Source organism: Acidovorax sp. AC410, assembly GCF_979253235.1.
This window is the reverse complement of record NZ_CEEDCG010000001.1, coordinates 3,791,375-3,803,493: the sequence shown is the minus strand read 5'-3', so window position 1 is coordinate 3,803,493 and position 12,119 is coordinate 3,791,375. Positions and strand designations below refer to the sequence as shown.

Below are 12,119 nucleotides of genomic sequence, written 5' to 3'. Positions count from 1 at the left end.
AAGCCCAGAAAAGGCCAGACACACCAACGGCGCACGGCGTTGCGCCGCGCCCTCAGACCGAGTTCACGTGCTCAGTGCGTGTGCAGCGCGGGCGCTGACAGCGATGCCCGCCCGCGGTATTCGCTCGGGCTGTAGCCCGTGTGGGCCTTGAACACGCGGCTGAAGTGGCCGCTGTTGCGAAAGCCCCAGGAGATGGCGATGTCCGTCACCGAGCGGTGGGCGTGCGCCGGGTGGCGCAGCTCGCGCAGGCAGGCTTCGAGCCGGCGCTGCTGGATGGTGGCAGCCAGCGTGTCGCCATCGTCGGCCATGGCGTTGTACAGGTGGCGCCGGCTGCAGTTGAGCGCCTGCGCGATGCGGTCAATGGTGAGTTCGGGGTCCGCCAGGTGGCGGTCGATGTACTGGCCGATGCGGTCGCGCAGGGCCTCGCGCTGCGACACGGCAGTGTGCTGGCCGTTGCGCTCGAGCAGCGACAGCTGAACCAGGTGCGTGATCACGTCGGCCACGCCGTCGGCTGCCGCATCGGACATGCGGGGTAGCTCGGTGAAGGCGGCGCGCATGGTGTCCCAGGCCAGGCGCGAAACACCACTGGTGCCCGAAAAGCGCTGCACCATGAGGTCGTCGAGCTTGAGCTTGCGCTCGGGCATCTGCTCCTTGGGGATCATCAGCACCATCTGGCGCACGGCCTCGGGGTTGCTTACGGCATAGGCGCGCGTGGTGTCGTACACGCTCCACTCGCCGGGCGACAGCCACACCTGGCGGCCGTTCTGCTCGAAGCAGGCGCGCCCTTCGAGCTGCGCCACCACCTTGATGTAGGCCCGGTCGCTGCCGCGGATCAGGCTGGGGGTGCGCACCACGCGGTGGCGGCTCACGTCGAGCTGGCACAGGTTGACATAGCCGGCCTGGCCCGAGGTGATGTGGCCGGCAAAGGCCTCGTCGCCAAAGGCATCCGACTCCAGCCCGCCAATGAGCCGCCACACCGCGTCGCCCCACAGGTGCAGGCGGTCGCGCGGTGCCACGGTATCGGTGGATACCTCGGTCAGGGGGTGGGCCATGGTGTCTCCAGTGCAGCGGCTGGCGCCGCCGGTATGCCCGGATTATCCGGCGCAGGCCTATTCCCCGGCGCAGCACGGAAATCCGGGTAAACCCGCTGCGCCGTGCACGCTGGGACCAGTGTTTTGTGCACGCTCAGCGCAGCGCCCCAAAGCCCTCCTGCCTACGATCGGTCAACGGCCCGCACCATGCGCGCCGCCCATTCCAGGAGACACGAAAATGGTTCAACAATCCAAACGCCAATGGATCAAGGGCGTGGCCGCCACCGTGGGTGCCATGTCGGTCGCCCCGCACCTGCTGGCCCAGTCCGGCCCCGTGCGCGTGGGCTACGCCATCGCCCGCACGGGCCCCTGGGCGGCAGGCGCCCAGGTCAGCCAGGAGCCCAACTACCTGCTCTGGGCCGAGCAGGTGAACGCGGCGGGCGGCCTGGCCATCAAGGGCGCGAAGCGCCCCATCGAGCTCATCGGCTACGACGACCGCAGCGAGACCGAGACCTGCGTACGCACCTTCGAAAAGCTCATGGGCAGCGACAAGGTGGACCTGATCCTGCCGCCCTGGGGCTCGGGCGCCAACTTCGCCATCGCACCGCTGGCCAACCGCTTTGGCTACCCGCTGCTGGCGCCCACGGCGCTGTCGCGCAAGCTGATCGACATGAACCTGCCGTACTTCTTCTCGCTCTTGCAACAGCCCGACAAGATGATGGGCGCGCTGGTGGACATGCTGGTGGCCAACGGCGTGAAATCGATCGCCATCGTCTACATGGACGATCTGTTCGGCCTGGAAAACTTCGCGGCGCTGAACAGCGCGCTCAAGAAGACCAGCATCCAGGTGGTGGAGAGGAAGAGCTACCCCCTGGGCGTGAAGGACCTGGCGCCCGTGCTGCGCGGCATCAAGGATTTGAACCCCGACGCCTTCATCGGCATCACCTACCCGCCCGACACCATCCTGGCCAGCCGCCAGGCGCGCGAGGTGGGGCTGAACCCCAAGTTCTTCTACGCCTCCGTCGGTACAGCATTCCAGCTGTACAAGAACGTGATGCAGGCCAACACCGAGGGGGTGATCGGCATGGGCTCGTGGAGCGTGAAGACCAGCCCCGAGGCCAAGGCCTACTTCGACGCCCATGTGAAGAAGTTCAGCAAGGAGCCCGACCGCTGGGCCAGTGGCCATGCCTGGGCGGGCCTGCAGATCCTGCAGCAGGCCGTGGAGAAGGTGGGCCTGGACCGCAAGGCGCTGCGCGAACACATCGCCAAGAACGAGTTCAAGACCATCCTGGGCGGCATCCGCTTTGCGGGCAGCGAGAACGCATCCATCCCCGGCACCGTGAGCCAGTGGCAGGGCAGCGACTTCGAGGTGGTGTGGCCCAAGGACCGCGCCACGGCGCAGCTCAACACGGCTAAACCCGTTTGGAAATAACAAAGTGTCTTTGACTTCCTGGGCCGAACTGGTCGCCAGTGGCCTGATTACCGGCGGCATCTATGCGCTGGTGGCCATGGGCCTGAACCTGCAATACGGGCTGATGCGCATCATGAACATCTCGCATGGCGAGTTCCTGATGCTCGGCGCCTTTCTGACCTGGTGGGCGCACACCGCCTGGGGCTGGTCGCCGCTGGCGCTGATGCCGCTGGCCTTCATCGCGCTGTTCGTGCTGGGCGTGGCGGTGCATGCACTGTGCTTCAAGCGCCTGGCGGCGCGCGCGCCGAACGTGGACGTGTTCGAGGCACGCAGCCTGATGGTGGGCTTCGGCCTGATGTTCCTGGTGCAGAACACGGCCCTGCTGATCTGGGGCGGCGATCTGCGCGGCTACGAGTACTTGGCCGACCCGGTGCAGATCGCAGGCATGCGCTTCACCGAGAACAAGCTGGTGCTGTTCGGCGTGGCGCTGGCGCTGTCGGCCGCGCTGATCGCGCTGCTCAAGCTCACGCTGCTGGGCAAGGCCGTGCGGGCGCTGATGCAGTCGCCCACCGGGGCACAGCTGGTGGGCATCAACACCCGGCGACTGCACCCGATGATGTTCGGCATTGGCCTGGGCCTCTCGGGCGTGGCGGGGGCCCTGCTGTCGATGACCTACGAGATCTCCCCCTCGATGGGCGAGCCCTACACCGTGACGGCGCTGATCGTGATCACGCTGGGCGGCTTCGGCAGCCTGGCGGGTAGCCTGGCCGGCGGCCTGCTGCTCGGTGTGGTCGAAGCCCTGGGCATGCACTTCAGCAGCCCGTCTCTCAAGATGCTGCTGAGCTATGCGGTGTTCATCGGTGTCCTCATCTGGCGCCCCAACGGGCTCTTTAGCAAAAAATGACGTTCCATTCCAACAAGCCCTGGCTCGCGCTCGCCGCGGGCACGGCCGTGGTCGGCACCCTGCCCTGGCTGGTGTCCGAGTTCATGGCCTCGGTGCTGCTCAGTTGCCTGATGTACATCGCGCTGGCGACCAGCTGGTCGCTGTTCTGCGGTGCCACGCGCTACCTGTCGCTGGCCACGTCGGCCTTCTTCGGCATCGGGGCGTATGCCAGCGCCACGCTGCTCAACGTGCTGCCCTGGCCGCTGGTGATACTGGCCGGTGCGCTCATCGCGGCGGTGGTGGCCATCGTGATGGGCGCGGCCGTGCTGCACCTGCGCGGCACCTATTTCGCGGTGCTCACCTTCGGCATGACGGAGCTGATCCGCCACGCCGTGACCTTTGTCGAAAAGCAGGTCTCGGGCACGGTGGGCCGCGTGCTCACCGTGGTGCCCAGCAACGAGACGGTGTACCTCACGGTGCTGCTGATCGCGGCGGCGGCCATTGCCACGTCGATTGCGGTGAAGCGCAGCCGCTTTGGCCTGGCGCTTGCAGGCATCGGCGCCGACGAGCAGCGCGCCCAGACCCTGGGCGTGGATACGCGCCTGGCCAAGATCGCGGGCTTCGGCATCACGGCAGCATTTGCGGGCGCCGTGGGCGCGGCCATGGCCGTGCGCTGGACCTACATCGAGCCGGCGGCCGTGTTCAGCCCCTTCATCGGCTTCCAGACGGTGCTGATCGCGCTGATCGGCGGCGCGGCCAGCATTGGCGGCCCGGTGCTGGCGGCCATCGTCTTCAGCCTGCTGGCCGAGACGCTGCGCCTGCAGCTGCCCTATGGCTACATGATGGTGCTGGGCCTGCTGCTCATCCTGTGCGTGATGTACCTGCCCAACGGACTGGCCACGCTGTGGCAGCGCAAGCGGGCGGCCACGCCTGCAACGGAGGCCGGCCATGTCTGAGGCACTGTTGACCATCGACGCCGTCACCGTGCGCTTTGGCGGGCTGACCGCCGTGGACGGCGTGAGCGCCACGCTGCATGCCGGCGAGCTCATCGGCATCATCGGGCCCAACGGTGCGGGCAAGACCACCTTCTTCAACGCCATCTCGGGGGTGCAGCCCCCCACCTCGGGCACATTGCACTGCGGGGCCGACAACCTGACCGGCAAGGGGCCGCACCACTATGCGGCCCATGGCATCGCGCGCACCTTCCAGACGCCGCGCGTATTCCCGGACATGACGGTGCGCGACAACGTGCGCTTCGGCATGCAGTTCGCGGGCCGCCACCGCCAGGGCCCTGTGGGCCTGCGCAATGAGGACGAGATCCTGGCCATGCTGGGCCTGTCGGCCCTGGCCGAGCGCCCTGCCGCCGACGTGACCCCTTCGCAGCAGCGCCTGCTGGAGATCGGCATGGCCCTGGGCACGCGCCCGCGCCTCTTGCTGCTCGACGAGGTGGCCGCCGGCCTGACCGAGGCCGAGGTCGACGCCATGGCCCAGCGCATCCGCCGCCTGCGCGATGACTGGGGGCTGACGGTGGTGTGGATCGAGCATGCGGTGACCACCCTGCTCAAGTACGTGGAGCGCGTGCTGGTGCTGCACCAGGGTCGCAAGATCGCCGACGGCACGCCCGCCGAGGTGGTGCGCAACCCGGAGGTGATCGAGGCCTATCTGGGCGATGAGATGGGCACACCGGCAACGCCCGAAGGAGCCACGGCATGAGCGGCGCACACCTCACGGTACAGGGCCTGACCACGGGATACAACGGCTTTCAGGTGCTGCAGGACCTGTCGCTGGAGGCCCAGCCCGGCATCACGGTCATCGTCGGCCCCAACGGCGCGGGCAAGACCACGCTGCTCAAGGCGCTGGCCGGCCTGCTGCCGCGCCAGGGCACGGTGCAGCTCGACGGCCAGCCGGTGCCCGCGATGAATGCCACGGCCTGCGTGCAGCGCGGCCTGGCCCTGGTGGCCGAGGGCCGCCAGCTGTTTCCGCAGATGACGGTGACCGAGAACCTGGAGCTCGGCGGCTGGCTGGTGCCTTCGCGCATGCGCGCCGTGCGCCTGGCCCAGGCCTTCGAGGACTTTCCGCGCCTCAAGGAGCGTGCGCAGCAACTGGCGGGCACCATGAGCGGCGGCGAGCAGCAAATGGTGGCCGTGGCCCGCGCCATGATGAGCGGGCCGCGCCTGTTGATGCTGGACGAGCCCTCGTTGGGCTTGGCGCCGCGCATGGTGGACGAGCTGCTGGCCATCGTGCAGCGCATCGCGGCGCAGGGCGTCACGGTGCTCATGGTGGAGCAGAACGTGCGCAAGGCGCTGCAGGTGGCGCAGCGCGGCTATGTGCTGGAGCGCGGGCGCATCGTGGCGTCCGGCGACGCATCCACTTTGTTGCAATCGGACGCGGTTCGCCAAGCGTATCTCGGGGTAGCCTGATCTCTTTTTCCTTGTTTTTTCTTTCCTTGTTGTCCAGGAGACTTGTTCCATGACTGCCATTTCCATGCTGATCAACGGCGAGCGCGTGCAGGCCGCCGGCGGCGCCACCTTCGAGCGCCGCAACCCGCTCGACGGGTCCGTGGCCACCACGGCACCTGCCGCCACCGTGGCCGACGCCAAGGCCGCCGCCGATGCCGCGGCCAAGGCCTTCCCCGCCTGGTCGGCCCTGGGCCCCAATGCGCGCCGTGCCCTGCTGCTCAAGGCCGCGCATGCGCTCGAAGCCAAGGGCGAGGCATTCGCCGCCGCCATGGCCGCCGAGACCGGCGCCTCGGGCCTGTGGGCCGGCTTCAACGTACACCTGGCTGCGGGCCTGCTGCAGGAGGCCGCGGCCCTGACCACGCAGATCGCGGGCGAGGTGATCCCGTCGGACGTGCCCGGCAGCCTGGCCATGGGCGTGCGGCAGGCCGCAGGCGTGGTGCTGGGCATCGCGCCGTGGAATGCCCCCATCATCCTCGGTGTGCGCGCCATCGCCACACCGCTGGCCTGCGGCAACACCGTAATCCTCAAGGGCTCGGAACTGAGCCCCGCCACGCACGGCCTGATCATCGAAGCGCTGCAAGAGGCCGGCCTGCCCCCGGGCGTGGTGAACTTCGTGACCAATGCGCCGGCCGACGCCGGTGCGGTGGTCGAGGCCATCGTGGCCCACCCGGCCGTGCGCCGCGTGAACTTCACGGGCTCGACCAAGGTCGGGCGCATCGTCGCGCAGACCTGCGCCAAGTACCTCAAGCCCACGGTGCTGGAGCTCGGCGGCAAGGCCCCTCTGGTGGTGCTGGACGACGCGGACGTGGACGCTGCGGTGGACGCCGCCGTGTTCGGCTCTTTCGCCAACTCGGGCCAGATCTGCATGTCCACCGAGCGCATCGTCGTGGACGCCTCCATCGCCAACGACTTCGTGGCCCGCTTCGCGGCGCGCGCGCAGGCCCTGCCGCTGGGCGACCCGCGCAAGGGCCCGGTGGTGCTCGGCTCGGTGGTGGACATGGCCACCGTGCAGCGCTGCAACGCGCTGATCGACGACGCCCTGGCCAAGGGCGCCAAGCTGGTCTGCGGCGGCAAGAGCGAGAACACGCTGATGGCCGCCACCATCATTGACCACGTGACGCCCGAGATGGACATCTACCGCGAGGAGTCCTTCGGCCCGCTCAAGCCCATCGTGCGCGTGAACGGCGTGGAGGAAGCGATTGCCTGCGCCAACGACAACGAGTTCGGCCTGTCCGCCGCCGTCTTCGGCCGCGACATCGCCCGCGCCTGGAACGTGGCTGCGCGCATCGAATCGGGGATCTGCCATGTCAACGGGCCTACGGTGCATGACGAGGGGCAGATGCCGTTTGGCGGGGTGAAGAATTCTGGGTGGGGGCGGTTTGGGGGGATGGCGGGGGTGCGGGAGTTTACGGAGCTGCGCTGGATTACGGTGCAGACTACGGCGCGGCACTATCCGTTCTGAGCCTTCTTTGCATGGTTGCTGCGGTGACTGTGTGGAGGGCGGAGGCCGGGTCTCGGCCCGCTCCCGTGCTGGGGCTCGTTGCCTGTGGTTGCTGCGTGCCTGAGTGAAGGCGGAGGCCGGGGTGTGCGCCCGGCGGCGCAGTGCTTCTGTTAGACCTCATGCCTATGTTGCGGGCGGGAGCCGGGTCTCGGCCCGGCGGCCGAGGTACCTTTCTTTGCGTCGCCAAAGAAACGTACCCCAAAGAAAGGCGACCCCGCTGCCCGTGTCCCCCTCGTACTGCGTACGAGGGGGCAGCCTGCGATGCTCGGTCCTGGGGTGACGCCGAAGAACTCCCTGCGCTGCCTCTGCGAGGCAGCTCCGGTCAGACAGCTTCGGCGAGCCAGATGACGAGGCGCGTGTCCTTCGGCACGCGCTCACCCCAGGCCCTGCGCTTCTCGGCACGGTCAGAAGGGGGTGGGAGCGGGCTCCATACGGGCCATTGCTTCGCTCGGCCCCAACTGCCTCGCTGCGCTTGGCCTGGACAGGGCGGCTGCGCCCGCACCGTCGGCAGCGCACAGCGCGAACCGACCCCAGGCGCAGCTGCGAAGCAGCAGCCGTGTTTGTCCCCGCTCCCCACCCCTGCTGGCTGCGCCGAGAAGCGCAGGGGCTGGGGTGGGCGTGTGTGCCGAAGGACACACACGCTTCGTGGTCTGGCTTGCCGATGCTGTTTGAGCGGAGTTCGAAGAACGCAGCGAGTTCATCGGCACCACCCCAGGCCCGAGCATCGCAGGTTGCCCCCATCGCCCGACAGGGCGATGGGGGTCGCAGACTGGGGGCCGCCTTCTCTTTGGTGACTTTCTCTTGGCGGCCAAGAGAAAGTTACTGCGCCGCCGGGCGCACATCCCGGCCTCCCGCACTCAGCCAAGGCAAGCAGCAACCACAGACAACAAACAGACAACAAACAGACAACAAACCGGCAACAGGCTATCCCCCACCGCCAGCAAGCACCCCTACCAAGCTGACACCCATGAAATCGCTGCTCCCGGCGGGAAAGGCAACCAAGGCATCGGGATTGCTGGAGTAGGCGTATGAATCCGCCAATTCCCTGTTCCACGCCACGGCTGCAGCCTGGAACACAGCCTGATCCCCCGAGCCGTGATACTCCAGCCCCGACAGGATCTGCCCCAGTTGCAGCGCCACCACGCCCACATTGGCCTTGCCCACGAGCACCAGGTAGTCCCGCACGGCCGCCTGCAGACCCGCGTTGGGCAGAACCCCCAGGTTGCCCAGGAGATGGGTGGACAGCTGGTCCTCCGACAGGCCAACGAAGCTGGCACCAAACGCCAGGGCAAATGCACCAGCGCCCATCGACGCGGCCATCGCCACCTGGTTGTTGAAAGTCGTGTACGAAGGCGATTGGTCGTTGAACGCCCGGTTCAGGACCGTGGTGACGACCTGGGGATCATCGAAAAGGGTATGGGTCATGGAAGAGGCTCAGGGCATCACAAGGAAAGATCGCGCAAGACGCAGGGCCAGGCCAGCACGCTCCTCAGGCCACGGCCCACGAAGCATCGTCCAGCGCCACCATACCGCTGAGCTTGATGAGGCTGTCATTGGCGCCCAGGGCGGCGGTGCTGTCGTTCACGAGGATGTAGGTGTCGGCACCGTAGCGGAAGGCGACGGCCTTGTGGGCCCCGGCCGTGGTGGCGGCCAGGGTCGTTGCGTCCAGCAACGAGGACGCTGCCGCGATGCTGGCCAGCTGCGCATCGCCAGGCGCGGCCTTGGCCGTTGAGGCAGCGCCAGTCAGCCGAATCACATCGGTGCCACTCGCAAAGTCCCTCACCTCGATGGCCGACGCGGCCAGCGTGGCCGCAGTGCCGAGGTTGATGTCCCTGGCCCCAGCGCCTGCCAGGCCGGCGATGGTCACCAGGTCGTGCCCGGCACCCAGCGCGATCTTGTGGTGCGCCTGTGCATTGGCGGCAATGGCCACGCCTCCAGTGCCCACGAGCTTCAGGTCCAGTGCCGAGTTGAATGCCGACGCATCGATCATGGACACACGGGCACCGTCCACGGTAGTCGTCAACGCCTGGTCACCCAGGATGACGATTTTTTCCGCATCGGCAGCGCTTATCCTGGCTGCGTTGACCGTGGTAGCGGCTGCGGCGCCGCCTATGCTTCTCACAGTGAGGTGTTCGATATTCGCCAGAATGACTTCGTCATTGCCGGTGGCATCGGCCAGCACGATGGTGGCTGCATCCATGGGGCCGGCGGCGCCGATGAAGTTCAAGGTCAAGGCGTCACCTGCGGTGGAGTTCTGGATCCCGACCAGGGTGGCCAGGCTCAAACCAGAAAACGTGGCGGGGCCATCTGCGGCCTGGGCCCATAGCTCCTGCACTCCGATTGCATGAGCGGCACTGAATGCTGCACCGGCTCCAGCCGTGATGAAGATTTTTTCGATGCTGCGCAGCATTGGTACCACGGTGCTCCCCGTAGCCAGCGTGGCTTTCAAGGTGTCGACACCCCCAGCACCATCGATCTGGTCGGTTGTCGAGAGGACGCCAGCGGTATTTGCCACGATGGTGTCGTTGTTGACCGTGGTCCTGAACCTGCCTTCCGAGCCCGTGGGCGATACCAAATCGTCGCCGGATGTCAGCGAAATGGTAACGCCTGTGACGACAGGCAGGTCAATCCACCCTCCAGGTCCGCTGTTGGCAGGGTTGTTGGAGTAATTGTAGGAATCCACCAGTTCCTTGTTCCAGGCCACAGCGGCGGCCCTGAACGCCGCCTGATCGCCCGTGGCGTGCTCCAGCCCCGAGAGTATCTGGCCCAGTTGCAGGGCCACGATGCCCACGCTGCCCTTGCCCACGGACACCAGATAGTCCCGCAGCGCGCCCTGCAGGCCTGCATTGGGTAGCACGCCAAGGTTGACAAGCAGCTTCGTGGACAACTGGTCCTCCGTCAAAGCACCATAAGAGGCGCCATATGACAAAGCAAAGGCGTTGATGCCTGTCGACGCAACCATTGCGGCCTGGTTGTTGTACACCGCGTAAGTAGGCGGCTGGTCATTGAATACCTGGCTCAGTATGGTCGTGACGACGTGAGGATCATCGAGAAAATTCTGAGCCATCAAAAACTCCTGGGTAGGCAAACATGCGAAAGGGACAAGGCGAAGTCCCGCGGGTCAGATGGAGGCAACCACATGGCGACATGGCAAGGCCATAGTGGCGTTGAAGGTCCGTCAGGCCGAATTCCACGAAGCATCGGCCAGCGCGGTCACACCGCTGAGCTTGATGAGGCTGTCGTTGGGGCCCAGGGCGGCGGCAGCATCGTTGACCAGGATGTAGGTGTCGGCACCGTAGCGGAAGGCGACGGCCTTGTGGGCCCCGGCCGTGGTGGCGGCCAGGGCCGCTGCATCCAGCAAGGATGCCGATGCCGAGATGCTGGCCAGTTGCGCTTCACCGAGGGCCGCCTTGACCGTGGTGCTGGCAGCGGTCAGACGGACCGTGTCGACACCGCTCTCGAAGTCGGTCACCCTGATCGCCGACCAACCCAGCGCCTCGGAGGTGCTGGTGTCCAGATCCCGGGCTGCGGCGCCCGCCAGCCCGCCGATTTGGAGCGTGTCGGCACCGCCGCCCAGGGTGACGATGTGCGCATTGGAGGCCCCGATGGTGACCGTGTCGCCACCATCGCCCGAGGCGATGATCAGCCGCGCGCCAGACGCATCGTTGATGGTCAAGGTGTCGCCGGCCCTGCCACCCATGATCCCCACGGCACCCGTGCCGGTGGTGGCAAAGCCCAGGTTCAGAGCGCCCGAGAGGCCCGATGCGTCGATCGTTCCTATGCGCGCGCCTGTCACCGTGGTGGTCAGGCCCTGTTCGCCGCCGATCACGATCTCCTGTGCGGCATTGGCAGTGATCCTGGCCTGGTTCGTTGTAGTGGATGCCACGGTGCCCGCCTTGCTGATGATGGTCAGGCTCTCGACGGCATTCGCGATGATGGCATCGTCTCCTGTGGCATCGGCCAGCACGATCTTGCCGGAGTCGAAGGCACCGGATGCACCCGCGAAGTCGATGGTCAGTGCGCCGCCGGCAAGGGAGTTCTGGATGCCCACCGTGGTCGCCAGGTGCACGCCGGTGAAGGCCGCAGAGCCTGCAGCAGCCTCTCGCCATAGCTGCTCGATGCCGGTGGAGCGGTCAACGCTGAAGCGGGACCCGTCACCCGCCGTGATGAATACGTGTTCAATGCTCTGCAGCGAGGGGGCAACCGACTCTCCAACCCCCAGCACGGCCTTCAGCGCATCGCCACCAAATCCCTCGCCTGCGCCATTGACCACATCTGACGACCCCAGCATGCCGGGCGTGGGAGCAAGGAATATGTCGTCATAGACGGTCCCTGTCACAGTGTCGTCTCCATTTGTCAGGGACAAGGTGACACCCGTACCTACCGACCATCCCGGTCCTCCCGAAGCGGGGGACTGATTGGCGGGGTTGCTGGAGTAGGCATGCGAAGTGGCCACCTCCAGGTTCCACCTTGCCGCAGCCGCCCCGTAGATGGCCAGGTCGCCCGTTGCGTTCTCCAGCCCCGACAGGATCTGCCCAATTTGCAGCGCAACGATGCCCACATTGGCCTTGCCCACGGAGACCAGGTAATCCTTCACCGCCGTTTGCAGGCCTGCATTGGACAGCAGGCCCAGATTGCCCAGCAGTTTGGTGGACAGTGAGTCTTCAGACAAACCCACATAGCCAGCGCCAAATTGCAGTGAAAAACTGGTGACGCCGGACGAACCGGCAGCGGCAGCCGCCACCATGTTGGTGTAGACATTGTAGGAAGGCGATACGTCATTGAACGCACGGTTCAGCATGATGATATCTGCGGGGACGCCGGAAATATGTGC

General features: G+C 66.6%; 10 protein-coding genes. 6 read left to right on the top strand and 4 right to left on the bottom strand.

Annotated features, from left to right (window positions below; all coding sequences use genetic code 11):
• Positions 1 to 71 precede the first annotated feature (71 nt).
• Positions 72 to 1,052 carry an AraC-like ligand-binding domain-containing protein gene (locus tag AC0IZS_RS17615; protein WP_471636791.1) on the bottom strand — a complete coding sequence of 327 codons (981 nt, stop codon included), beginning with the start codon at positions 1,050 to 1,052 and terminating at the stop codon, positions 72 to 74.
• A gap of 217 nt (positions 1,053 to 1,269) precedes the next feature.
• On the opposite strand from AC0IZS_RS17615, the gene AC0IZS_RS17610 reads away from it, so the two are divergent.
• From AC0IZS_RS17610 to AC0IZS_RS17585, 6 genes are read left to right on the top strand one after another with little or no spacing between them, the layout of a single operon-like run.
• Entirely contained in the window at positions 1,270 to 2,463 is a 1,194-nt protein-coding gene (locus AC0IZS_RS17610; RefSeq protein ID WP_471636790.1) for an amino acid ABC transporter substrate-binding protein, read from the top strand.
• Between the two features lie 4 nt (positions 2,464 to 2,467).
• Positions 2,468 to 3,346, top strand: a complete 879-nt coding sequence (locus AC0IZS_RS17605; protein WP_436133803.1) for a branched-chain amino acid ABC transporter permease — start codon at positions 2,468 to 2,470, stop codon at positions 3,344 to 3,346.
• Positions 3,343 to 4,281: a branched-chain amino acid ABC transporter permease gene (locus AC0IZS_RS17600; RefSeq protein WP_471636789.1), complete on the top strand. Its 939-nt coding sequence runs from the start codon at positions 3,343 to 3,345 to the stop codon at positions 4,279 to 4,281. Before AC0IZS_RS17605 ends, AC0IZS_RS17600 begins: the two co-directional genes overlap by 4 nt.
• Positions 4,274 to 5,038: an ABC transporter ATP-binding protein gene (locus tag AC0IZS_RS17595; RefSeq protein WP_471636788.1), complete on the top strand. Its 765-nt coding sequence runs from the start codon at positions 4,274 to 4,276 to the stop codon at positions 5,036 to 5,038. Before AC0IZS_RS17600 ends, AC0IZS_RS17595 begins: the two co-directional genes overlap by 8 nt.
• Positions 5,035 to 5,745, top strand: coding sequence for an ABC transporter ATP-binding protein (locus AC0IZS_RS17590; RefSeq protein WP_471636787.1), 711 nt, complete (start codon positions 5,035 to 5,037; stop codon positions 5,743 to 5,745). Before AC0IZS_RS17595 ends, AC0IZS_RS17590 begins: the two co-directional genes overlap by 4 nt.
• A 49-nt stretch (positions 5,746 to 5,794) precedes the next feature.
• A complete protein-coding gene (locus AC0IZS_RS17585; RefSeq protein WP_179684053.1) occupies positions 5,795 to 7,246 on the top strand; it encodes an aldehyde dehydrogenase in 1,452 nt (483 codons plus the stop codon).
• A gap of 963 nt (positions 7,247 to 8,209) precedes the next feature.
• Here the strand turns inward: AC0IZS_RS17585 and AC0IZS_RS17580 are convergent.
• The 3 genes from AC0IZS_RS17580 to AC0IZS_RS17570 all read right to left on the bottom strand — a co-directional run bounded on the left by AC0IZS_RS17580 (position 8,210) and on the right by AC0IZS_RS17570 (position 12,086).
• Positions 8,210 to 8,710 (bottom strand): hypothetical protein, encoded by a 501-nt coding sequence (locus AC0IZS_RS17580; RefSeq protein WP_471636786.1) that lies wholly within the window; start codon positions 8,708 to 8,710, stop codon positions 8,210 to 8,212.
• A 64-nt stretch (positions 8,711 to 8,774) separates the two neighbouring features.
• On the bottom strand, positions 8,775 to 10,352 hold the full coding sequence (locus AC0IZS_RS17575; RefSeq protein ID WP_471636785.1) for a bluetail domain-containing putative surface protein: 1,578 nt from the start codon (positions 10,350 to 10,352) through the stop codon (positions 8,775 to 8,777).
• A gap of 111 nt (positions 10,353 to 10,463) precedes the next feature.
• Positions 10,464 to 12,086: a bluetail domain-containing putative surface protein gene (locus AC0IZS_RS17570; protein ID WP_471636784.1), complete on the bottom strand. Its 1,623-nt coding sequence runs from the start codon at positions 12,084 to 12,086 to the stop codon at positions 10,464 to 10,466.
• Positions 12,087 to 12,119 lie beyond the last annotated feature (33 nt).

Excerpts from the sequence above, each read along its gene's own strand:
- AC0IZS_RS17615 (WP_471636791.1), bottom strand. The coding sequence starts at position 1,052 with ATGGCCCACCCCCTGACCGAGGTATCCACCGATACCGTGGCACCGCGC.
- AC0IZS_RS17610 (WP_471636790.1), top strand. The coding sequence starts at position 1,270 with ATGGTTCAACAATCCAAACGCCAATGGATCAAGGGCGTGGCCGCCACC.
- AC0IZS_RS17600 (WP_471636789.1), top strand. The coding sequence starts at position 3,343 with ATGACGTTCCATTCCAACAAGCCCTGGCTCGCGCTCGCCGCGGGCACG.
- AC0IZS_RS17595 (WP_471636788.1), top strand. The coding sequence starts at position 4,274 with ATGTCTGAGGCACTGTTGACCATCGACGCCGTCACCGTGCGCTTTGGC.
- AC0IZS_RS17590 (WP_471636787.1), top strand. The coding sequence starts at position 5,035 with ATGAGCGGCGCACACCTCACGGTACAGGGCCTGACCACGGGATACAAC.
- AC0IZS_RS17585 (WP_179684053.1), top strand. The coding sequence starts at position 5,795 with ATGACTGCCATTTCCATGCTGATCAACGGCGAGCGCGTGCAGGCCGCC.
- AC0IZS_RS17580 (WP_471636786.1), bottom strand. The coding sequence starts at position 8,710 with ATGACCCATACCCTTTTCGATGATCCCCAGGTCGTCACCACGGTCCTG.
- AC0IZS_RS17575 (WP_471636785.1), bottom strand. The coding sequence starts at position 10,352 with ATGGCTCAGAATTTTCTCGATGATCCTCACGTCGTCACGACCATACTG.
- AC0IZS_RS17570 (WP_471636784.1), bottom strand. The coding sequence starts at position 12,086 with ATGCTGAACCGTGCGTTCAATGACGTATCGCCTTCCTACAATGTCTAC.